Source organism: Pseudomonas sp. NPDC087803, from assembly GCF_044742995.1.
Classification (GTDB): Bacteria; Pseudomonadota; Gammaproteobacteria; order Pseudomonadales; family Pseudomonadaceae; genus Aquipseudomonas.
The window spans coordinates 83,501-102,274 of the sequence record NZ_JBIUVO010000012.1 but is presented as its reverse complement, the minus strand read 5'-3'; the positions used below and the strand labels follow the sequence as shown (position 1 = coordinate 102,274).

The 18,774-nt window shown below is 60.4% G+C and carries 24 protein-coding genes; 16 read left to right on the top strand and 8 right to left on the bottom strand.

Going from position 1 to position 18,774, the window contains the following annotated elements; all coding sequences use genetic code 11:
* Nucleotides 1–56 precede the first annotated feature (56 nt).
* The 10 genes from ACIOUG_RS10460 (at nt 57) to ACIOUG_RS10415 (ending at nt 8,845) form a co-directional block, all read left to right on the top strand.
* Nucleotides 57–1,178, top strand: a complete 1,122-nt coding sequence (locus tag ACIOUG_RS10460) for a Re/Si-specific NAD(P)(+) transhydrogenase subunit alpha (protein ID WP_401065009.1) — start codon at nt 57–59, stop codon at nt 1,176–1,178.
* 15 nt (nt 1,179–1,193) lie between these two features.
* Nucleotides 1,194–1,514 (top strand): NAD(P) transhydrogenase subunit alpha, encoded by a 321-nt coding sequence (locus tag ACIOUG_RS10455; RefSeq protein ID WP_003187417.1) that lies wholly within the window; start codon nt 1,194–1,196, stop codon nt 1,512–1,514.
* Nucleotides 1,514–2,947, top strand: a complete 1,434-nt coding sequence (locus ACIOUG_RS10450) for an NAD(P)(+) transhydrogenase (Re/Si-specific) subunit beta (RefSeq protein WP_047297496.1) — start codon at nt 1,514–1,516, stop codon at nt 2,945–2,947. The genes ACIOUG_RS10455 and ACIOUG_RS10450 overlap by 1 nt, the downstream gene beginning before the upstream one ends.
* A gap of 214 nt (nt 2,948–3,161) precedes the next feature.
* Nucleotides 3,162–4,655: an acetyl-CoA hydrolase/transferase family protein gene (locus tag ACIOUG_RS10445; protein WP_401065006.1), complete on the top strand. Its 1,494-nt coding sequence runs from the start codon at nt 3,162–3,164 to the stop codon at nt 4,653–4,655.
* A gap of 321 nt (nt 4,656–4,976) precedes the next feature.
* Entirely contained in the window at nt 4,977–5,192 is a 216-nt protein-coding gene (locus ACIOUG_RS10440) for a DUF1127 domain-containing protein (protein ID WP_007962833.1), read from the top strand.
* Between the two features lie 255 nt (nt 5,193–5,447).
* Entirely contained in the window at nt 5,448–5,657 is a 210-nt protein-coding gene (locus ACIOUG_RS10435; RefSeq protein ID WP_401065004.1) for a DUF1127 domain-containing protein, read from the top strand.
* 134 nt (nt 5,658–5,791) lie between these two features.
* A complete protein-coding gene (locus ACIOUG_RS10430) occupies nt 5,792–6,109 on the top strand; it encodes a DUF2388 domain-containing protein (RefSeq protein WP_401065002.1) in 318 nt (105 codons plus the stop codon).
* A gap of 108 nt (nt 6,110–6,217) precedes the next feature.
* Nucleotides 6,218–6,523 (top strand): DUF2388 domain-containing protein, encoded by a 306-nt coding sequence (locus ACIOUG_RS10425; RefSeq protein ID WP_401065000.1) that lies wholly within the window; start codon nt 6,218–6,220, stop codon nt 6,521–6,523.
* A 43-nt stretch (nt 6,524–6,566) separates the two neighbouring features.
* A complete protein-coding gene (locus tag ACIOUG_RS10420) occupies nt 6,567–6,887 on the top strand; it encodes a DUF2388 domain-containing protein (protein WP_034152281.1) in 321 nt (106 codons plus the stop codon).
* Complete coding sequence (locus tag ACIOUG_RS10415; protein WP_401064998.1) at nt 6,884–8,845, top strand: DUF4105 domain-containing protein; 1,962 nt, start codon at nt 6,884–6,886, stop codon at nt 8,843–8,845. The genes ACIOUG_RS10420 and ACIOUG_RS10415 overlap by 4 nt, the downstream gene beginning before the upstream one ends.
* Before the next feature lie 148 nt (nt 8,846–8,993).
* Here ACIOUG_RS10415 and ACIOUG_RS10410 read toward each other — a convergent pair whose 3' ends face one another.
* From ACIOUG_RS10410 to trpB, 3 genes are all read right to left on the bottom strand, one after another.
* Nucleotides 8,994–9,446, bottom strand: coding sequence for an anti-virulence regulator CigR family protein (locus ACIOUG_RS10410; RefSeq protein ID WP_401064996.1), 453 nt, complete (start codon nt 9,444–9,446; stop codon nt 8,994–8,996).
* Nucleotides 9,447–9,568: 122 nt separating this feature from the next.
* Nucleotides 9,569–10,381, bottom strand: coding sequence for a tryptophan synthase subunit alpha (trpA, locus tag ACIOUG_RS10405; protein WP_401064993.1), 813 nt, complete (start codon nt 10,379–10,381; stop codon nt 9,569–9,571).
* Nucleotides 10,381–11,613, bottom strand: a complete 1,233-nt coding sequence (gene trpB, locus ACIOUG_RS10400) for a tryptophan synthase subunit beta (RefSeq protein WP_401064990.1) — start codon at nt 11,611–11,613, stop codon at nt 10,381–10,383. Before trpB ends, trpA begins: the two co-directional genes overlap by 1 nt.
* A gap of 114 nt (nt 11,614–11,727) precedes the next feature.
* On the opposite strand from trpB, the gene ACIOUG_RS10395 reads away from it, so the two are divergent.
* Entirely contained in the window at nt 11,728–12,645 is a 918-nt protein-coding gene (locus ACIOUG_RS10395; protein WP_401064988.1) for a LysR family transcriptional regulator, read from the top strand.
* Here ACIOUG_RS10395 and ACIOUG_RS10390 read toward each other — a convergent pair.
* Complete coding sequence (locus tag ACIOUG_RS10390) at nt 12,618–12,944, bottom strand: YqjD family protein (RefSeq protein ID WP_003220391.1); 327 nt, start codon at nt 12,942–12,944, stop codon at nt 12,618–12,620. The genes ACIOUG_RS10395 and ACIOUG_RS10390 overlap by 28 nt on opposite strands.
* A 157-nt stretch (nt 12,945–13,101) precedes the next feature.
* Here ACIOUG_RS10390 and ACIOUG_RS10385 point away from each other — a divergent pair, with 157 nt between their 5' ends.
* Both ACIOUG_RS10385 and ACIOUG_RS10380 read left to right on the top strand, forming a co-directional pair.
* A complete protein-coding gene (locus ACIOUG_RS10385) occupies nt 13,102–13,317 on the top strand; it encodes a dodecin (RefSeq protein ID WP_007911688.1) in 216 nt (71 codons plus the stop codon).
* A gap of 124 nt (nt 13,318–13,441) precedes the next feature.
* A complete protein-coding gene (locus tag ACIOUG_RS10380) occupies nt 13,442–13,672 on the top strand; it encodes a DUF1161 domain-containing protein (protein ID WP_401064985.1) in 231 nt (76 codons plus the stop codon).
* 171 nt (nt 13,673–13,843) lie between these two features.
* Here ACIOUG_RS10380 and ACIOUG_RS10375 read toward each other — a convergent pair whose 3' ends face one another.
* Nucleotides 13,844–14,845: an LLM class flavin-dependent oxidoreductase gene (locus ACIOUG_RS10375; RefSeq protein ID WP_401064982.1), complete on the bottom strand. Its 1,002-nt coding sequence runs from the start codon at nt 14,843–14,845 to the stop codon at nt 13,844–13,846.
* A gap of 240 nt (nt 14,846–15,085) precedes the next feature.
* Between ACIOUG_RS10375 and ACIOUG_RS10370 the strand changes: the two genes are divergently transcribed.
* The gene (locus tag ACIOUG_RS10370; RefSeq protein ID WP_401064980.1) at nt 15,086–15,517 is read left to right on the top strand and encodes an OsmC family protein; all 432 of its coding nucleotides are present in this window, start codon (nt 15,086–15,088) and stop codon (nt 15,515–15,517) included.
* A gap of 210 nt (nt 15,518–15,727) precedes the next feature.
* Nucleotides 15,728–15,967, top strand: coding sequence for a DUF1161 domain-containing protein (locus tag ACIOUG_RS10365; RefSeq protein ID WP_401064978.1), 240 nt, complete (start codon nt 15,728–15,730; stop codon nt 15,965–15,967).
* Between the two features lie 6 nt (nt 15,968–15,973).
* Here the strand turns inward: ACIOUG_RS10365 and ACIOUG_RS10360 are convergent, their stop codons facing one another.
* Together ACIOUG_RS10360 and ACIOUG_RS10355 are read right to left on the bottom strand one after the other, a co-directional pair.
* Nucleotides 15,974–16,393, bottom strand: coding sequence for a hypothetical protein (locus ACIOUG_RS10360; RefSeq protein WP_401064976.1), 420 nt, complete (start codon nt 16,391–16,393; stop codon nt 15,974–15,976).
* 40 nt (nt 16,394–16,433) lie between these two features.
* A complete protein-coding gene (locus ACIOUG_RS10355) occupies nt 16,434–16,856 on the bottom strand; it encodes a hypothetical protein (protein WP_401064974.1) in 423 nt (140 codons plus the stop codon).
* A 58-nt stretch (nt 16,857–16,914) separates the two neighbouring features.
* On the opposite strand from ACIOUG_RS10355, the gene ACIOUG_RS10350 reads away from it, so the two are divergent.
* Nucleotides 16,915–17,991 (top strand): aminopeptidase, encoded by a 1,077-nt coding sequence (locus tag ACIOUG_RS10350; RefSeq protein ID WP_401064971.1) that lies wholly within the window; start codon nt 16,915–16,917, stop codon nt 17,989–17,991.
* Between the two features lie 115 nt (nt 17,992–18,106).
* On the opposite strand, the gene ACIOUG_RS10345 is transcribed toward ACIOUG_RS10350, so the two are convergent.
* Nucleotides 18,107–18,757 (bottom strand): HAD family hydrolase, encoded by a 651-nt coding sequence (locus ACIOUG_RS10345; protein ID WP_401064969.1) that lies wholly within the window; start codon nt 18,755–18,757, stop codon nt 18,107–18,109.
* Between the last annotated feature and the right edge of the window lie 17 nt (nt 18,758–18,774).

The window sequence follows — 18,774 nt, the reverse complement described above, 5'->3', positions numbered from 1 at the left end:
GCCGCACAATCCGCAGTGCCTGGGTTTACTCAATAAGATCACGCAGGAGATTTGACGTGCACATGTGTGTTCCTCTCGAAACCCAGACCGGTGAAACACGGGTTGCTGCAACCCCGGAAACCATTAAAAAGCTGATCAGCCAAGGTCATAAGGTCACTGTGCAAACCGGCGCCGGCGTCAAAGCCAGCGTTGTCGACAGTGCCTATGAAGCGGCGGGCGCAACCATTGGCAGTGCCAACGATGCCTTCGCTGCCGAGCTGATTCTCAAAGTGGTCGCCCCCAGCGACGCCGAACTGGCGCTGATCAAGCGCGGCACGGTGCTGGTGGGCATGCTCAACCCCTTCAATAACGACACCATCGCCAAAATGGCCGAGTGCGGGATTACCGCGTTCGCCCTGGAAGCGGCGCCGCGCACCTCTCGGGCGCAGAGTCTCGACGTGCTGTCGTCGCAGGCGAACATTGCCGGCTACAAGGCTGTGTTGCTGGCTGCGCACTACTATCCGCGCTTCATGCCAATGCTGATGACCGCTGCGGGCACCGTGAAAGCGGCGCGCGTGCTGATTCTGGGCGCCGGTGTGGCCGGGTTGCAGGCGATTGCCACGGCGAAACGTCTGGGTGCGGTGATCGAAGCGTCTGACGTGCGTCCGGCGGTGAAGGAACAGATCGAATCCCTCGGCGCCAAGTTCGTCGACGTGCCTTACGAGACTGACGAAGAGCGTGAATGCGCGGTCGGTGTCGGCGGTTACGCCCGCCCGATGCCGGCGAGCTGGATGCAGCGTCAGGCCCAGGCTGTGCACGAGCGCGCCAAGCAGGCCGACATCGTCATCACCACCGCATTGATCCCAGGCCGCAAGGCGCCGACGCTGCTCAGCGCGGAAACCGTGGCGCAGATGAAGCCCGGCTCGGTGGTCATCGACCTCGCGGCCGCCCAGGGCGGCAACTGCCCGCTGACCGTCGCCGATCAGGTAGTGGTGGAGAACGGCGTGACCATCGTCGGCCCGACCAACCTCGCCGGTGAAGTCGCTGCAGACGCCTCGGCCCTGTACGCCCGCAACCTGCTGGACTTCCTCAAGCTGGTGTTCACCAAAGAAGGCCAGTTCGACGTCAACCTCGAAGACGACATCGTCGCCGCGTGCCTGATGTGCCGCGACGGCCAAGTCATCCGCAAAAACGCCTAAGCAGGGATTCAGACGATGGAAGAGCTTATCTCCCCCGGTATCTACAACCTGATCATCTTCGTGCTGGCGATTTATGTCGGTTACCACGTGGTCTGGAACGTAACACCTGCGCTGCACACGCCATTGATGGCGGTGACCAACGCCATTTCGGCGATCGTGATCGTCGGCGCCATGCTCGCTGCTGCGCTGACCGTCACGCCGCTGGGCAAGACCATGGGCACCCTCGCCGTGGCACTCGCGGCGGTCAACGTGTTCGGTGGCTTCCTGGTCACCCGCCGCATGCTTGAAATGTTCAAGAAGAAAGCCCCGAAAGTAAAAGAAGAGGCGCCGAAGTAATGAGCATGAATCTCGTCACGACGCTCTACCTGATCGCGTCGATCTGTTTCATCCAGGCCCTCAAAGGCCTGTCGCACCCGACCACCTCGCGGCGCGGCAATCTGTTCGGCATGCTCGGCATGGCGCTGGCCATCCTCACCACCATCGGCCTCATCTATAAGCTGGGTGCTGAGCTGGCAACTGCCGGTATCGGTTATGTGATCGTCGGCCTGCTGATCGGCGGCACTGCCGGTTCGATCATGGCCAAGCGCGTTGAAATGACCAAGATGCCGGAGCTGGTCGCGTTCATGCACAGCATGATCGGTCTGGCCGCGGTGTTCATCGCCATTGCCGCCGTTGTCGAGCCGCAGTCACTGGGTATCGTCAAACAACTGGGCGACTCGATCCCGGCGGGTAACCGTCTGGAACTGTTCCTCGGCGCGGCGATTGGTGCAATCACCTTCTCCGGTTCGGTGATCGCCTTCGGCAAGCTCTCGGGCAAGTACAAGTTCCGCCTGTTCCAGGGCGCGCCGGTACAGTTCACCGGTCAGCACAAGCTGAACGCGGTACTCGGTCTGGCGACACTGGTGCTCGGCGTGACCTTCATGCTCACCGGCAACCTTGCCGCGTTCGCGCTGATGTTGGCCCTGGCATTCGTGATGGGCGTGTTGATCATCATCCCCATCGGCGGCGCCGACATGCCGGTGGTGGTGTCGATGCTCAACAGCTATTCGGGCTGGGCGGCAGCGGGTATCGGCTTTTCGCTGAACAACTCGATGCTGATCATTGCCGGTTCGCTGGTGGGTTCGAGCGGTGCGATCCTCTCGTACATCATGTGCAAGGCGATGAACCGTTCCTTCTTTAATGTACTGCTTGGCGGTTTCGGCAACACGGCCGACGCAGGCCCGGCCGGTGCGAAAGAAGCCCGTCCAGTGAAATCCGGCTCGGCCGACGACGCGACCTTCCTGCTGACCAACGCCGACACCGTGATCATCGTCCCGGGTTACGGCCTGGCGGTGGCTCGCGCGCAGCATGCGTTGAAAGAGCTGACCGAGAAGCTGACCCACCGTGGCGTGACCGTGAAGTACGCGATCCACCCGGTGGCCGGTCGTATGCCGGGGCACATGAACGTCCTGCTCGCCGAGGCCGAAGTGCCTTACGACCAGGTGTTCGAGATGGAAGACATCAACTCCGAGTTCGGCCAGGCCGACGTGGTGCTGGTGCTCGGCGCCAACGACGTGGTCAACCCGGCCGCCAAGAACGATCCGAAATCGCCGATTGCCGGCATGCCGATTCTCGAAGCATTCAAGGCCAAGACCATCATCGTCAACAAGCGCTCGATGGCCAGCGGTTATGCCGGTCTGGACAACGAACTGTTCTACCTGGACAAGACCATGATGGTCTTCGGCGACGCGAAGAAAGTCATCGAAGACATGGTCAAAGCGGTCGAGTAATTCCCCGCTGCTGTACCAGACGCCCCGACTTGTCGGGGCGTTTTTGTTTGCACAAAACGTCGGACAATTTGCCGCGTTGTTGCATATCGAGTAACGGTGTTTTACTTCAAACCCGCTAAATAGACGCCTCGTTTGCGACCTTGGTAGCGGGACAGGCGCCCGCGAAATTCACTAGACTGCGCATCCTGCTACTCGCTTCCCGAGAAAATAATCCATGTACCGTGACCGTATTCGCCTGCCTTCGTTGTTGGATAAAGTGATGAGCGCCGCCGACGCTGCCGCGCTGATTGAAGACGGCATGACCGTCGGCATGAGCGGCTTCACCCGCGCAGGCGAAGCCAAAGCCGTCCCTCATGCACTGGCCGAGCGAGCCAAGGTCACGCCGCTGAAGATCAGCCTGATGACCGGCGCCAGCCTGGGCAACGACCTCGACAAGCAATTGACCGAGGCCGGCGTGCTCTCGCGCCGCATGCCGTTCCAGGTCGACAGCACTTTGCGCAAGGCGATCAACGCCGGCGAAGTGATGTTCATCGACCAGCACCTGTCGGAAACCGTCGAGCAACTGCGCAACCAGCAACTGAAACTGCCGGACATCGCAGTGATCGAAGCCGTGGCCATCACCGAGCAAGGCCACATCGTGCCGACCACCTCGGTGGGCAACTCGGCAAGCTTCGCGATTTTCGCCAAGCAGGTGATCGTCGAGATCAACCTGGCGCACAACGCCAACCTCGAAGGCCTGCATGACATCTATATCCCGACCTATCGCCCGACGCGCACGCCGATCCCGCTGGTGAAAGTCGACGATCGCATCGGCAGCACCGCGATCCCGATCCCGCCGGAGAAAATAGTCGCCATCGTCATCACCCAACAGGCGGATTCGCCGTCCACGGTGTCGACCCCGGATGTCGACACCAACGCCATCGCCGAACACCTGATCACCTTCTTCAAGCAGGAAGTCGACGCCGGGCGCATGACCAACAAACTCGGCCCGTTGCAGGCCGGGATCGGCAACATCGCCAACGCGGTGATGTGCGGCCTGATTGATTCGCCGTTCGAGGACCTGACCATGTACTCCGAAGTGCTCCAGGACTCGACCTTCGACCTGATCGACGCCGGCAAGCTGAGCTTCGCCTCGGGCAGCTCGATCACCCTGTCGGAGCGGCGCAACAGCGACGTGTTCGGCAACCTGGAGAAGTACAAGGACAAACTGGTGCTGCGGCCGCAAGAGATCTCCAACCATCCGGAGGTGGTCCGGCGTTTGGGCATCATCGGCATCAACACCGCGCTGGAGTTCGACATCTACGGCAACGTCAACTCTACCCACGTCTGTGGCACACGGATGATGAACGGTATCGGCGGCTCCGGTGACTTTGCGCGCAACGCACACCTGGCGGTGTTCGTGACCAAGTCGATCGCCAAGGGCGGGGCGATTTCCAGCGTGGTGCCGATGGTCAGCCACGTTGACCACACCGAACATGACGTCGACATTCTGGTGACCGAAGTCGGTCTGGCCGACCTCCGTGGGCTGGCCCCACGCGAACGCGCCCGGGTGATCATCGACAATTGTGTGCACCCGGACTATCGCCAAGCGCTGAACGACTACTTCAACGCAGCATGCGCCATCGGCGGTCACACCCCACATATTCTGCGTGACGCCCTGAGCTGGCACATAAACCTGGAAGAAACCGGGCATATGCTGGCGGTGTAATTTGCACAGTCAAACCGCTGATGCAAACACAGTTTGTATCAGCGGACTTTTCAATCCGCCTGATCTGGCAAAAACTGTACTGCTGTACCGGTGATTTCCTACAGCTTTTGCCTACCCCCTCCCTCGAATCGAGCAAAAATGCACCAGTTAAGTGCAGATAGGTACAGTTTGCTCAATTTTGACCCGTACACCCCCTATAAACAGTTAACTGGTCACTCACAATACAGCTGAACTGTATCTAGAGAGACTAGGCAAACGAGAGGATCATGGGCACCAGTCAAACCACTACCTGATCCCGCCACAAGCGGAAGGATGTCAACCATGGAACGTACACTCAGTTCCGAACTGTTCTTCGAAGACAAAGCTGCAAAAAACCAGGCTTCCCTGCCTCTGCGCGTTATCGCCAACCTGATGTTGTGGCAGCGCCGCATCTCCAGCCGCCACCAACTGGCTCGTCTGGATTCGCGTCTGCTGGCTGACGCCGGTATCAGCGAAGCACAACGCTACGAAGAGCTGAGCAAGCCGTTCTGGCGCTAAGTAGCGTCGCTGGCTCTGGTCGTTAGACCCACCGCCAGCAACCCGAATTGAACACACAAGACCCGTCGCGGGAAACCGCGACGGGTCTTGTCGTTTCAGGGTCAAAAAATGCCTATACAGCCGGTTATGCAAAGAACAGGTACAGTTTTCAATAAACTAAATCTGAACCAGTACAATTCTTCATGAGTGTATCTGCCCGCCAAAATGCATCGGGCGCAGCATGTCCTTAACCCTTCTCGGCTTAAGGAAAATGCCATGAAAGACTTACAGGATGTTTCGGCAATCTCCATTCAGCCTCGCGTTCGCTGGCACCCGCTGCGGCGCGTGTTTCGAAGCCTGTGGCAAGGGCTGGAACGCGCCAGGACGCGGCGCTGGTTGGCTCAGCTGGATCACCGCGATCTCGCGGATCTGGGTCTCAGCCATGCCGAACGACTCAATGAACTGGATAAACCCTTCTGGCGCTAGCATTCTGCCCACTGTCCGAAGCCCGCGTGCAGGCCTAATATCCACGCCAGAACGTGGCGAATCTTCTGTAACCCGCGTCTGACTCATCAGACACAAGCCACCTCTCTATACGGTTTACTTTCAGGAGATCCACCATGTCCCGTCTTCGCCTGCTCAGCGCTGCCGCCTTGCTGGCCGTGGCTGCCAACGCCAGCGCATCCAGCTTTATCGTGACCACCGATGCCGTGGTTGGCGCACTGAAGTCCTCCTCGGACGCCACTTCCGACGTCAGCTCTTCGCTGCGTGACAACAAAGTCGTGATCGCCGCCCGTGACGACGCTGCCAGCTTCGTCGCCAGTGAAGGCCAGATCCGCGGCGTCAAACTGGAAAGCGCCCTGGACCTGATCCGCCATCAGGCCCCGCAACTGAACGCGAGCGACTTCCAACTGGCGCAAGCCATCCTGGCGATCTGATCTGCCGTTGCCGCACGGGACACGCCAGTCGTGTCCCGATGTTTCACCACTGGCTCTGGCCTGGGCATTTGCGCTAGCCTTCAGGCTCGTTAACCGTTACCAAGCCCCATGCGTTTACTCAAACTGTTTTTCCCTTCTGTGTTGATCAGCGCCTGCTGGGCGACTCCGGTCGATGCCTTTGATGTCTCCACGCAAAACACCGTGGTCAGCCTTTGGGCGACCGGCATGGTGTCTTCGGCGCCGTTCGACCGTAAACTGATCATCGCCGCTCACGACGATGCGGCGGCGTTTGTTGCCAGTGACGGTCAATTGCGCGGCGCACAGCTCGAATCCGCACTGCATTACCTGCGCAAGACCCGGCCAAAACTTCATGTTGATGACCTTGAACTGGCACAGGCAATTCTCGTCCAATAGCTATCCTGATCCCTAGTCATCCTTGCCCCTCCGGAGTCGTTCCATGCGTAGCCCGCTGATTGCTGCCGCCCTTGGCCTGTTTTTGTTGGCCGATGTGGCCCAGGCGCACACCCTGGTAGCCACCAGTAACATCATCGTTCGTGCCTCCCAGCGCACCATCGATTTCACCTCCGATACCACCACCTCGATTCGCGACTCGAAAATCATCCGCGAAGCCCATGACGATGCCGCCAGCTTCGTCGCCAGCAATGGCGACATTCGCGGTGCGCACCTGGAAGCCGCCCTCAATACTTTGCGCACCCGTGTGCCGGAAGCCCGCGACGCCAGTGATCAGGTGCTCGCCGAAGCCATCCTCGCCCTGTGAAATCACTCGGCGCCTGGCTACTGGCCGGGGCGTTGTTGCTGCTTGGCAACAGCGCTCACGCCAGCCTGCAATTGCGGCTCAAGACCGATGGCCTGAGCCCCGCCCAGCAGCAGGCCAGCCAGGCGCTGCTCGATGAAGCCATGCACAAGTTGCCGCCGAGCTTCGTCGAACAGCTGGACCGGCGTATCGATGTCGGCTGGACCGACGACATGCCCGCTAACGCCTACGGCCAGGCGACCCTGGTTGCCGAACTCGACCTGAATCGCAAACTGCTCGCCGGCCTCACCGACGGCAGCGCAGCCACAGAGAAAACCAATCGCCCCCACGGCACCGTGCGCCAGGAACTGCTGGCTACCGTGCTGCATGAACTCACCCACATTTATGATCGCGCGCGCCTGTGGCCCGCCGCCGAGCGCACGCTGATCCAGCGCTGCACCCGCCGCAGCAACAGCGCCGGTCTGGTCGGTATTCCCGACGAGTGCCGTGGCCAGACTGAACGACGCTTCACCCTCAGCGATGACCCGCGCCTGCTCGACCTCGCCGGTTGGCAGCAGTACGTCGGCCGCCGCGGCGAGCGTGAACAACACAACCGTCAGGTGGCCCGCAGCCCGGATCTGTACGAGATTTCCAGCCCGAAGGAGTTTGTCGCGGTCAACATGGAGTATTTCCTCCTCGACCCAAGCTACGCCTGCCGCCGTCCGGCGCTCTATCGCTATTACCAGGAACGCTTCGGCTGGGCACCACCGGCCAAGGACACCTGCAGCAACACCTTCGCCTTTCTCAACGCCGGCAACGACTTCGCCAAGCAGCCCCTGGGCCAGGTTGATCCGGAGCGGGTGTATGCCGTCGACTACCTGCTCGCCGAAGCCAATCAGAACTGGGTCAGCCGCTGGGGCCACAGCATGCTGCGCCTGGTGATCTGCGCACCGGGGCGGCCACGAGGCCCGGATTGCCGGCTCGATCTGGACCAGCATCTGGTCCTGTCGTACCGCGCCTTTGTCGGTGACGTGCAGCTGTCGAGCTGGGACGGGCTGGTCGGCAAGTACCCGTCGCGGCTGTTCGTGCTGCCGCTGGCTCAGGTGATCGACGAGTACACCAAAACCGAACTGCGCAGCCTCGCTTCGGTGCCACTGAACCTGTCGCGCAACGAGATTGAGGAAGTGGTCGAACACGCCGCCGAGATGCACTGGAGCTACGACGGCAACTACTTCTTCCTGTCCAACAACTGTGCGGTGGAAAGCCTCAAGTTGCTGCGCAGCGGCAGCAACAACAAACAACTCGTCGGGCTGGACAGCATCATGCCCAACGGTTTGCTCGAAGTGCTCAAAGGCCGTGGCCTGGCCGACACCAGCGTGCTCGACAATCCCAAGGAAGCCTTGCGCCTGGGCTATCGCTTCGATTCGTTCCGCGATCGCTATCAGGCGATGTTCGATGTGTTGAAAAAGCAGTTGCCGATCAAACAGACCAGCGTCGAAGAGTGGCTATCGCTGTCCGCCGAAGAACGTCGTCAGTGGTTCGAGCGTGCAGACCTGCGCACCAGCGCCGCGTTGTTATTGCTGGAACAGGCGAGCTATCGCCGCCAGTTGCTGCTGGCCCAGGACGAGGTCAAACAACGCTACCTCGGCGCCCGCGAGCTGGAAAACGGTGGCATGGACAAGGCCAACGCGACCCTGCAGGAAATTCTCGCCAACAGCGGCTTCCTCAGCCGCCCGGCGGAACTGCTCGACAGCCGTGGCTACGGGCTGCCGCAACCGAGCGAGTTCAAGCGCCTGCAAGACGAAAGCAGCCAACGTCAGAAACAACTGCTGGCGCTGAGCGGCGACTTGGACAAGGAAGTGCGCAAGTTGCTCGAACCCAAGCGCGCGGCCGAAATTGCCGCCAGCGAAGCCAACGTGAAACAGATCGGCGAGCACCTGCGCAAATTGCACAAGGCGTCCGGCGGACTGGAATTGCCCTGAAACAGAAGACTGGAACTGAATCTTGTGGCGAGGGAGCTTGCTCCCGCTCGGCTGCGCAGCAGTCGTAAATCGGTTGAATGCCGAATTTTCAGGGCCGCTCCGCGCCCCAGCGGGAGCAAGCTCCCTCGCCACAGATGATCATGCCAAATCAGTACAAAACACCGTCCAGAATTTCGTAAACGATCCCGGTACCTACCGCGATCAGCACAATGTCGCCCCCGGCGCGGCGCCACTCATAACCCGGATACACCGGCAGACGGCTCAGCGCCCGCCCGTCCAGCCGCTCGCCGTAGTAACCGTGCGGCAACGGCCGGCCACGTTCCAGATGGATACCCGGAGGTGGTGGTGCGCCGCGCACGAAGTAGCCGTGATTGTCGCGAATGGTCTGACGGATCGGCCCGAAGTCGCGCGGTGGGCCGCCGCGGTGGTCGTTCTGCGGGCCACGGTGATCGTCACGATGATCATTGCCATGGTTGTCGTACTGGCCCTGCTGCGGGCCGCCGTGGTCATGATCATCGCGTGGATCGGCGCTGGCCAGCAGCGGCGTCGTGCTGATCATCAGCACGCCCAGTCCGGCAATCAGACGTTTCGGCATTTTCATCGAGTAATTCCTCACTGCACCAACAGCAAAAAGGGATTCAGAACGTGGTTCTGAATCCCTCGGTCTTGCTCAATTAGGCCGTGGCGTGAGGCGCTAATTCCTCTGTATCAGGAACTTTACCTTCAGCTGACGCGGGCCTGACGCACGCCTTCGGACAGCGCCTTGCACAGACCCAGCACACCATCGACAGCCTGGGCGGGCGTGGTCGCATTGGCGATGTGATCAATCAGTGCCGAACCCACCACCACCCCGTCCGCCAAACGAGCGATGGAAGCCGCCTGCTCCGGTGTACGGATACCGAAACCGATGCTGATCGGCAGGTCAGTGTGTCGACGCAGACGAGTCACCGCTTCCTCGACGTGTTCCAGAGTCGCGGCACCGGCACCGGTCACACCGGCCACCGACACGTAGTAAACGAAGCCCGAGCTGCCGTTGAGCACTTTCGGCAGACGCGCGTCGTCAGTGGTCGGGGTGGTCAGGCGGATAAAGTCCAGACCCGCCGCCTGTGCCGGGTCGCACAGTTCATTGTTGTGCTCTGGCGGCATGTCGACCACGATCAGGCCGTCGACGCCCGCTTCCTTGGCATCAGCGATAAAACGCTCGACGCCATACATGTGGATCGGGTTGAAGTAGCCCATCAGCACCAGCGGCGTGTCGCTGTTGCCGTCGCGGAACTCGCGAACCATCTGCAGGGTTTTCGCCAGATTCTGCTTGGCGCCCAAGGCACGGATATTCGCCAGTTGAATCGCCGGGCCGTCGGCCATCGGGTCGGTAAACGGCATGCCCAGCTCGATCACATCGGCGCCAGCGCCCGGCAGACCTTTGAGGATCGCCAGCGAGGTGTCGTAGTCCGGATCACCGGCGGTGACGAAGGTCACCAGCGCGGCGCGATTCTGTTGTTTGAGGTCGGCAAAACGGGTTTGCAGGCGGCTCATCAGTGTTTCTCCTGCTTCGACTGTTCCATGTGATGCATGACGGTCTGCATGTCTTTGTCGCCACGGCCGGACAGATTGACCACCATCAGGTGATCCTTCGGCAGTTTCGGTGCGCGTTTGAACACTTCAGCCAACGCATGCGCGCTTTCCAGTGCCGGAATGATGCCTTCGAGGCGGCAGCACTGGTGGAACGCGGCAAGGGCTTCATCGTCGGTCACCGAGGTGTACTGGACGCGGCCAATGTCATGCAACCAGGCGTGCTCGGGGCCGATGCCCGGGTAGTCGAGGCCGGCGGAAATCGAGTGGGCGTCGATGATCTGGCCGTCGTCGTCCTGCAGCAGGAAGGTACGGTTACCGTGCAGCACACCCGGTACACCGCCGTTGAGGCTGGCCGCATGTTTGCCGGTTTCAATGCCGTAACCGGCCGCTTCGACGCCGATGATTTCGACGCTCTGGTCGTCGAGGAACGGGTGGAACAGGCCCATGGCGTTGGAACCGCCGCCGATGCACGCCACCAGGCTGTCCGGCAGACGACCTTCCTGAGCTTGCAGCTGCTCGCGGGTTTCCTTGCCGATCACCGCTTGGAAGTCGCGCACCATGGCCGGATACGGGTGCGGGCCGGCCACGGTGCCGATCAGGTAGAAGGTGCTGTCGACGTTGGTCACCCAGTCACGCAGCGCTTCGTTCATCGCGTCTTTCAGGGTGCCGGTGCCGGCCACCACCGGGATCACTTCGGCGCCCAGCAGCTTCATGCGGAATACGTTGGCCTGCTGACGTTCGATGTCAGTGGTGCCCATGTAGATCACGCAGTCCAGACCGAAACGTGCGGCCACGGTGGCCGTTGCCACGCCGTGCATGCCGGCGCCGGTCTCGGCGATGATGCGTTTCTTGCCCATGCGCCGCGCCAGCAGGATCTGGCCGATGCAGTTGTTGATCTTGTGCGCGCCGGTGTGGTTCAGCTCTTCGCGCTTGAGGTAGATCTTCGCGCCACCGCAGAACTCGGTCAGACGCTCAGCGAAGTACAGCGGGCTCGGACGTCCGACATAGTCACGCTGGAAGTAGGCCAGCTCTTCCTTGAACGCCGGATCGTCCTTGGCCGTTTCGTATTCGCGGGCCAGATCGAGGATCAACGGCATCAGGGTTTCCGCCACGTAGCGGCCACCGAACGCGCCGAACAGGCCGTTATCGTCAGGGCCGTTACGCAGGTTGGAGGTGTTCGAAGTCTGGGTCATGATGTGCTCCAGGTGAATTCGGGTCAGAAGACAATGACGCCCACTCTACCCCTGACCTTCCAGGCTGAAAACCGATAAGATCGCCACAACCTGTCAGGAAAACTCACAGATCCCATGAGCCACGACCTTCCCCCGCTGAACGCCTTGCGCGCGTTCGAAGCCACCGCCCGCCTGAACAGCGTCAGTCAGGCGGCCGAACAGCTGCACGTCACCCACGGCGCGGTCAGTCGCCAGCTCAAAGTGCTCGAAGAGCATCTGGGCGTGAGCCTGTTCGTCAAGGATGGTCGCGGCTTGAAACTCACAGATGCCGGAGTGCGTCTGCGCGACGCCAGCGGTGAGGCCTTTGATCGCTTGCGCAGTGTGTGTGCCGAGCTGACGCAAAGCACCGCTGACGCGCCGTTCGTGCTCGGCTGCTCCGGCAGTCTGTTGGCGCGCTGGTTCATCCCGCGACTGGGGCGGCTCAACGCAGACTTGCCGGACTTGCGACTGCACCTGTCGGCCGGTGAAGGTGATCTCGACCCCCGGCGCCCCGGCCTCGACGCCTTGCTGCTGTTCGCCGAGCCGCCATGGCCGGCCGACATGCAGGTCTACGAACTGGCCGCAGAACGCATCGGCCCGGTCATGAGCCCGCTGTTCAGCGGTTATCAACGCCTGCAAGCAGCTGCGGCGTCAGCCTTGCTCAGCGAGCCGCTGCTGCACACCACCTCACGGCCGCAAGCCTGGCCGAGTTGGGCACAGCAGAATCACCTCGACGCTAGGGCGTTGAAGTGGGGGCAAGGTTTTGAGCATTTGTATTATCTGCTGGAAGCAGCAGTGGCCGGACTCGGCGTGGCAATCGCGCCAGAGCCGCTGGTGGCCGAGGACTTGAAGGCCGGTCGCCTGGTTGCGCCGTGGGGCTTCTGCGAAACCCCGGCGCAACTGGCGTTGTGGCTACCCAAGCGCGCCGCAGACGGACGCGCCCGGCAACTGGCGCAGTGGCTCAAGAATGAGCTGCGCCAGTCGGATCACTCGCCGCGCTTGAACAGCAAGTAAGCGGCCAGCAGACCGATTGCACCGACCGCCACACCGGCGGTGGTCCAAGGATGTTCCTGAGCGTAATCGCGGGTAGCGATGCCGGTCTCGCGGGTTTTCACTTTGACTTCTTCATAGGCATCGCTGAGCAGGCTGCGCGAATGTTTCAGCGCGCTTTCAGCGTTGCTCTTGAGCGCCTTGAGGGTCTTGCGCGACTCGTCGGACGCGTCGTCCTTCAGGCTTTCCAACGATTTGAGCAGACTCTCGATCTCGGCTTCCATGCTTTGCAACGAGGCTTTACGTAAAGAGGTGTTGGCCATGGTGGCTCTCCTGCATTGGTGATGAGTGGCGTGTGTTGTTTGGGACTTCAGTGGTTTGAGAAAGTGCAGAAAATCTGAACTTCGCTTGCATCGAGCCGCCGAAATCAACAGTGCAGATTCACTGCTAGTCTCAATTCCACACCCCTAGGAGATCGCCATGAGTGACCATCACACCTACAAGAAAGTCGAGCTGGTCGGTTCGTCCGCCAGCAGCATCGAAGACGCCATCAACAACGCGCTGGCCGAAGCCAACAAGAGCATCAAGCATCTGGAATGGTTTGAAGTGGTCGATACCCGTGGCCACATCAAGGACGGCAAGGCGGCGCATTTCCAGGTAACACTCAAAGTCGGCTTCCGCATTGCCAGCAGCTGAGTTTGGGCTACGCTTCTGAACTTGCGCGCTGGCCGAGTGCCATAGGAATGGCAAAGCGCTACAAGGTGAGTGCATCGGCAGAGCCGGTGCCCGCCTCTTTTAATCCGACCAGGGAGTGCGACCGATGAAGAAGTTCATATTGGCAGTAGGTTTGTTGAGCCTTGCGGGTGGCGCGTTTGCTGCTGGCAAGCCGTGTGACGAGCTGGAGAAGGAAATCAAGGACAAGCTGGAAGCCAAGGGCGTACATGGTTATGCGCTGCAGATTGTCGACAAGGCCGGCGATACCGGTGCCAATGGCAAAACCGTCGGCACCTGCGAAGGTGGCACAAAGCTGATTGTCTACAAACGCCATTGATCTGACATGAAATGACAAAGCCGACGCAAATGCGTCGGCTTTTTTGTGGGCGACACATTCCCAATTTGGGAGCGGGCATGCTCGCGAAAGCGTTATGTCAGCCGACATCCAAGGGGTCTGACATTCCGTCTTGGCGAGCAGGCCCGCTCCCACAAGGGCCGTATTCCAGAGTCAACCCTTCATGACTTGGGCCAGCAGTTCGTAGGAGTGCAGGCGATCAGCGTGCTCATACAGATCGCAGGTGAAGATCAGCTCATCGGCCTGCGTCTGCTCGACCAGCACCTCCAGCTTCGCGCGGATTTTCTGCGGACTGCCGACCATCGCCAGGCCAAGGAAATCGCCCACCGCTTCACGTTCATGCGGCAGCCACAGACCATCCATGGTCTTCACCGGCGGGCGCTGCACCAGACTTTGCCCACGCATCAACGCGAGAATTCGCTGATACACCGAGGTCGCCAGGTACTCCGCCTGCTCATCGGTATCGGCCGCCACCAGCGGCACGCCAAGCATCACGTACGGCTTGTCGAGCACCGCCGACGGTTTGAAGTGGTTGCGGTAGACGCGAATTGCCTCGTGCATGAAGCGCGGGGCGAAATGCGAGGCAAAGGCGTAAGGCAAACCGCGCTCACCGGCCAGTTGCGCACTGAACAGGCTGGACCCGAGCAACCAGATCGGCACGTTGGTGCCGGTGCCAGGCATGGCAATTACCCGTTGATCCGGGGTGCGCGGGCCGAGGAAGCGCGCCAGCTCGGCGACATCTTCCGGAAAGTCATCGGCACTGCCGGAGCGTTCGCGGCGCAGGGCGCGTGCGGTCATCTGATCGGATCCCGGCGCACGTCCCAGACCCAGGTCGATGCGTCCCGGATAGAGGCTTTCGAGGGTGCCGAACTGCTCGGCGATCACCAGCGGCGCGTGGTTAGGCAACATCACCCCACCGGAGCCGACGCGAATCGTCGAGGTGCCGCCGGCCAGATAACCCAGCAGCACCGAGGTGGCAGAGCTGGCGATGCCGTCCATGTTGTGGTGTTCAGCCACCCAGAAGCGGGTGTAGCCGAATTTCTCGACGTGCTGCGCCAGGTCCAGCGAATTGCGCAGCGATTGCGCCGGGCTGCCGTTCTCGCGCACCGGCACCAGATCGAGGGTGGAAAATTTTACATCGGACAGTTGCTTCATAAACCTGCGTCTCCGAGTGGTCTGCAGGTTTTTTCTTGCGAACGAAAACCTGCCGAATTCATAAGCGTGTTCTGTGCAATGAGGGCATATACCCGAGTTTCAATAGCTGAGGGAAAAATCCTACTAAAAAAGTCAACGATTCACTCGGGCTGAACTTTGTCCCGGCGTCTATCCTCAGAAGCCTTGCAAGCAAAAACCACGACGGCGCGGCGTTCCGTGCCAGATCTTGAGGAGGCAGACATGGCTATCGTGAAGAAAGCATCCGCGCATTGGGCAGGCGATCTGAAAACCGGCATCGGCTCGATCTCTACCGAGACCGGCGTCCTCAGAGAAGCCCCTTATGGTTTCAAGGCCCGCTTCGAGGGCGGCAAGGGTACCAACCCGGAAGAACTGATCGGCGCGGCGCATGCCGGCTGTTTTTCCATGGCATTCTCGATGATTCTCGGTGACGCGGGCCTGAAGGCCGAGAGCATCGACACCCAGGCTGAAGTCACGCTGGATCAGGTCGAGGGTGGCTTTGCCATCACCGCGATCAAGCTGATCCTCAAGGCGAAAATCCCGGGGGCGACGCAGGCGCAATTCGAAGAGCTGAGCAACAAGGCCAAGGAAGGGTGCCCGGTGTCCAAAGTACTGAATGCGAAGATCACCCTTGAGGCTTCGCTGGTCAACTGAGTCAGCGCTGACTGACCTATTCGCGAGCAAGCCCGCTCCCACATTGGAATGCATTTCAAATGTGGGAGCGGGCTTGCTCGCGAAGGCGATCTGAATGGCACCACAGTCTGAAGATGTGAGCGAAGTCAGAACCCGCGCTGCAAAAATATGGTCGAATAAGTGACAGCAGCTTCAGCGCACACCCGTGCGCGCTGCCTCAGGAGCTACAAAATGAAACGTATTGGCTTGGCGATCCTCTGCAGTGCACTGGCCACCTCGGTTCTAGCCGCGCCCAAAGACTGCGAAGAACTCAAGAACGAAATCGAAGTAAAGATCCAGGCTAACGCCGTGCCCTCCTACACGCTGGAAATCGTCAGCAAGGAAGAGGCTGACAAGCACGACGTGGCGATGGTCGTCGGCACCTGCGATTACGGCACCAAAGCGATCATCTATCAGAAAAACAGCAACTGATTCATCTCAGGTCAGGCAGTTCATGTCACGATCTTCGGCAACGATCTCGCGCTTGGCGTTGTAGAGCCGGGCGCTAGGTGTGAAGCCCAGCGAACGCCCCTCGAGCAGATAACGCTGGCCGGCCTCGAAATGGTCGTAGCGGATGTACAGATAGCACAGACGCTCGACGGGACCGGTCATCAGACTGCCGCCGCCACCAAACACCTCGAAGTCGAAGCGCACCCGCAGCTCATGGCTGCCCGGCGTCACCTGAAAGAAGCGTCCGTCGGTCAGCCGCTGATTGTCCAGGCGCTCGGCCATCAGCAACTTGCCGCCCGGGGTCGGGGTCGAGAAATCGACCCAGGCCATTTGTGGATCCACCGGTGGCAACGGGGTCTGGCAGCCGGCGATAGCGCCAACCGCGAGCAACAGCATCAACTTGCGCATGATGGATGTCCCAGGATTCGGACCTCCAGCATAGCGCCGATCAGCTGCGCTGGCAGCCTGCCGGTGTGCCTTTGCCGACCACGTTGCGCTGCTCGTCATAGAGCGTCGCCCATGGCCGGAAACCGATACTGCCGGCCTGTAATTGATAACGCTGACCGGCGTTGAAGTCCTTGAATTTCACTTTCAACTGGCAGTCGCGCCACAGTGGCTCGGCATCCGGGCCGATGTTGCTCGCGGCGACCGGGAATTGATAGCGCACCTGCAATTGGTGGCTGCCGGGCTCGACTTCAAAATAGCGTTTATCGACGGTCGCCTTGTCATCGACCTTCAGCGCTTGCAGCGCGGTGTCCTGCTGCCGGGCATCGAGATCGATCCAGGCTTGCGAGGGGTCAGGATCGGGCATTCCGAAACCGGCACAACCGGCCAGCGTCAGCAGGCCTCCTGTCAGCATCAACTTGCGCATAGCGAAGCTCCAAATGGCGGGATAGTCTTGCGGGCAGACTTTCCAAAGGATTTTTATTTTGAGCAGGCCGCTTCCAAGCCATGGGTTACTTGATCGCGTTTTTCGGATTTTGTTTCCGGGTGTGATGCTTTTGTTGCTCAACGGTTGTTCCAGCGTCAGCTATTACAGCCAGTTGGCCGGTGGTCAGTTGCAGCTGCTGCGCGCCCGTGAGCCAGTGGCCAAGGTGATTGCCGACCCGAGCCGCGATGCAACCCTGCGCACGCACCTGATCCAGTCACAAAAGGCCCGAGTCTTCGCCAGCGAGCACTTGCACCTGCCGGACAACCAGAGCTATCGGCTGTACGCCGACATTAGCCGGCCGTATGTGGTGTGGAACGTGTTCGCCACCCCGGAGTTTTCCCTGAAGCCGCAGAACCATTGCTTCCCGATCGCCGGTTGTGTGGCCTATCGCGGCTACTACAGCCAGAGCGCCGCCCGTGGCGAGGCGGCGCTCCAGCGCCTGCAAGGCATGGACGTGTCGATTGGCGGCGTCGAGGCTTATTCGACCCTAGGCTGGTTCAATGACCCGATCCTCAATTCGATGATGGGCTGGGGCGATGAGCGTCTGGCGACGTTGATCTTTCATGAACTGGCGCATCAGCGTTTCTATGTGAAGGACGACACCGAGTTCAACGAGTCCTTTGCCACGTTTGTCGAGCAGGAAGGCACCCGCCAGTGGCGGGCATTTCGTGGCCTGCCACCGGACACCGATGCCAAGCTCAAGCAGCGGGATCAGTTCATTGAACTGGTACTCGAAACGCGGTCGCGGCTTGAAGAACTCTACGCACAGCCGCTGCCGGCCGAGCAGATGCGTGAGCGTAAAGCGGCGGAGTTCGAGCGGTTCAGGCGCGATTACCGGGCGATGCGCGACAGCCAGTGGGCCGGGGACAAGCGCTATGACGCCTGGGTGAATATGCCGCTGAACAATGCGCGGTTGTTGCCGTTTGGACTGTATGACCAGTGGGTGCCGGCGTTTGCGGCGTTGTTCAGGCAGGTTGGGGGGGATTGGGTGTGGTTTTATGTTGAGGTTGAGAAGCTGGGTGGTTTAGCTGTCGCGGAGCGTAAAGCGGCCTTGAAAGCTTTGGCCGGATCTTGAATTGATGTCGGCTGATCCGGCTTCATCGCTGGCAAGCCAGCTCCCACATAGATTCAGGTGAACCTGCGCCCACTGCTCACCTGTGGGAGCGGGCTTGCTCGCGAAGACGGACTCATCAGCGCCGCAAAAACGCCTGATGAAGCTCAGCCAAAGTCTCAAAGTGATAAGCCGGAGCCTCGGCATTCAACTCTTCAAAACTGCCAAAACCATAGCCCACCGCCGCCGCATCCACACTATTGCTGCGCGCGCCGATCAGGTCATGCTTGCGGTCGCCGATCATCAGCGTATTGGTCGGATCCAGCCCTTCTTCGGCGATTAGATGCGCAATCAGCTCGACCTTGTTGGTCCGCGTGCCATCCAGTTCACTGCCGTAGATCACCTTGAAGTGTTTAGCGAAGTCGAAGTGCCGGGCGATTTCCCGAGCGAATTCCCACGGTTTGGAGGTCGCGATATACAGCTGTCGCCCTTGGCCGCTCAGGGTTTCCAGCAACGGCGTGACGCCATCGAACACCCGATTCTCGTAAAGGCCTGAGACCTTGAAGCGCTCGCGATAGAAATTCACCGCTTGCCACGCTTTCGCTTCGTCGAAGCCATAGAACTGCATGAACGCCTGCAACAGCGGCGGGCCGATGAAGTGTTCGAGCTTGGTCAGGTCGGGCTCGTCGATGCCGAGCTTGCTCAAGGCGAACTGGATGGAACGGGTGATGCCCTCACGCGGGTCGGTCAGGGTGCCATCGAGGTCGAACAGTACGGTCTGGTAATGCATGAGAAATCCTGAGGAGG

What these genes read in the sequence shown, in the direction of transcription:
- ACIOUG_RS10345 (WP_401064969.1), bottom strand. Translation starts at nt 18,757, where the DNA reads ATGCATTACCAGACCGTACTGTTCGACCTCGATGGCACCCTGACCGAC.
- ACIOUG_RS10450 (WP_047297496.1), top strand. Translation starts at nt 1,514, where the DNA reads ATGAGCATGAATCTCGTCACGACGCTCTACCTGATCGCGTCGATCTGT.
- ACIOUG_RS10365 (WP_401064978.1), top strand. Translation starts at nt 15,728, where the DNA reads ATGAAACGTATTGGCTTGGCGATCCTCTGCAGTGCACTGGCCACCTCG.
- ACIOUG_RS10420 (WP_034152281.1), top strand. Translation starts at nt 6,567, where the DNA reads ATGCGTAGCCCGCTGATTGCTGCCGCCCTTGGCCTGTTTTTGTTGGCC.
- trpB (WP_401064990.1), bottom strand. Translation starts at nt 11,613, where the DNA reads ATGACCCAGACTTCGAACACCTCCAACCTGCGTAACGGCCCTGACGAT.
- ACIOUG_RS10375 (WP_401064982.1), bottom strand. Translation starts at nt 14,845, where the DNA reads ATGAAGCAACTGTCCGATGTAAAATTTTCCACCCTCGATCTGGTGCCG.
- ACIOUG_RS10390 (WP_003220391.1), bottom strand. Translation starts at nt 12,944, where the DNA reads ATGGCCAACACCTCTTTACGTAAAGCCTCGTTGCAAAGCATGGAAGCC.
- ACIOUG_RS10380 (WP_401064985.1), top strand. Translation starts at nt 13,442, where the DNA reads ATGAAGAAGTTCATATTGGCAGTAGGTTTGTTGAGCCTTGCGGGTGGC.
- ACIOUG_RS10455 (WP_003187417.1), top strand. Translation starts at nt 1,194, where the DNA reads ATGGAAGAGCTTATCTCCCCCGGTATCTACAACCTGATCATCTTCGTG.
- ACIOUG_RS10385 (WP_007911688.1), top strand. Translation starts at nt 13,102, where the DNA reads ATGAGTGACCATCACACCTACAAGAAAGTCGAGCTGGTCGGTTCGTCC.
- ACIOUG_RS10435 (WP_401065004.1), top strand. Translation starts at nt 5,448, where the DNA reads ATGAAAGACTTACAGGATGTTTCGGCAATCTCCATTCAGCCTCGCGTT.
- ACIOUG_RS10445 (WP_401065006.1), top strand. Translation starts at nt 3,162, where the DNA reads ATGTACCGTGACCGTATTCGCCTGCCTTCGTTGTTGGATAAAGTGATG.
- ACIOUG_RS10395 (WP_401064988.1), top strand. Translation starts at nt 11,728, where the DNA reads ATGAGCCACGACCTTCCCCCGCTGAACGCCTTGCGCGCGTTCGAAGCC.
- ACIOUG_RS10440 (WP_007962833.1), top strand. Translation starts at nt 4,977, where the DNA reads ATGGAACGTACACTCAGTTCCGAACTGTTCTTCGAAGACAAAGCTGCA.
- ACIOUG_RS10355 (WP_401064974.1), bottom strand. Translation starts at nt 16,856, where the DNA reads ATGCGCAAGTTGATGCTGACAGGAGGCCTGCTGACGCTGGCCGGTTGT.
- ACIOUG_RS10360 (WP_401064976.1), bottom strand. Translation starts at nt 16,393, where the DNA reads ATGCGCAAGTTGATGCTGTTGCTCGCGGTTGGCGCTATCGCCGGCTGC.
- ACIOUG_RS10425 (WP_401065000.1), top strand. Translation starts at nt 6,218, where the DNA reads ATGCGTTTACTCAAACTGTTTTTCCCTTCTGTGTTGATCAGCGCCTGC.
- ACIOUG_RS10430 (WP_401065002.1), top strand. Translation starts at nt 5,792, where the DNA reads ATGTCCCGTCTTCGCCTGCTCAGCGCTGCCGCCTTGCTGGCCGTGGCT.
- trpA (WP_401064993.1), bottom strand. Translation starts at nt 10,381, where the DNA reads ATGAGCCGCCTGCAAACCCGTTTTGCCGACCTCAAACAACAGAATCGC.
- ACIOUG_RS10410 (WP_401064996.1), bottom strand. Translation starts at nt 9,446, where the DNA reads ATGAAAATGCCGAAACGTCTGATTGCCGGACTGGGCGTGCTGATGATC.
- ACIOUG_RS10370 (WP_401064980.1), top strand. Translation starts at nt 15,086, where the DNA reads ATGGCTATCGTGAAGAAAGCATCCGCGCATTGGGCAGGCGATCTGAAA.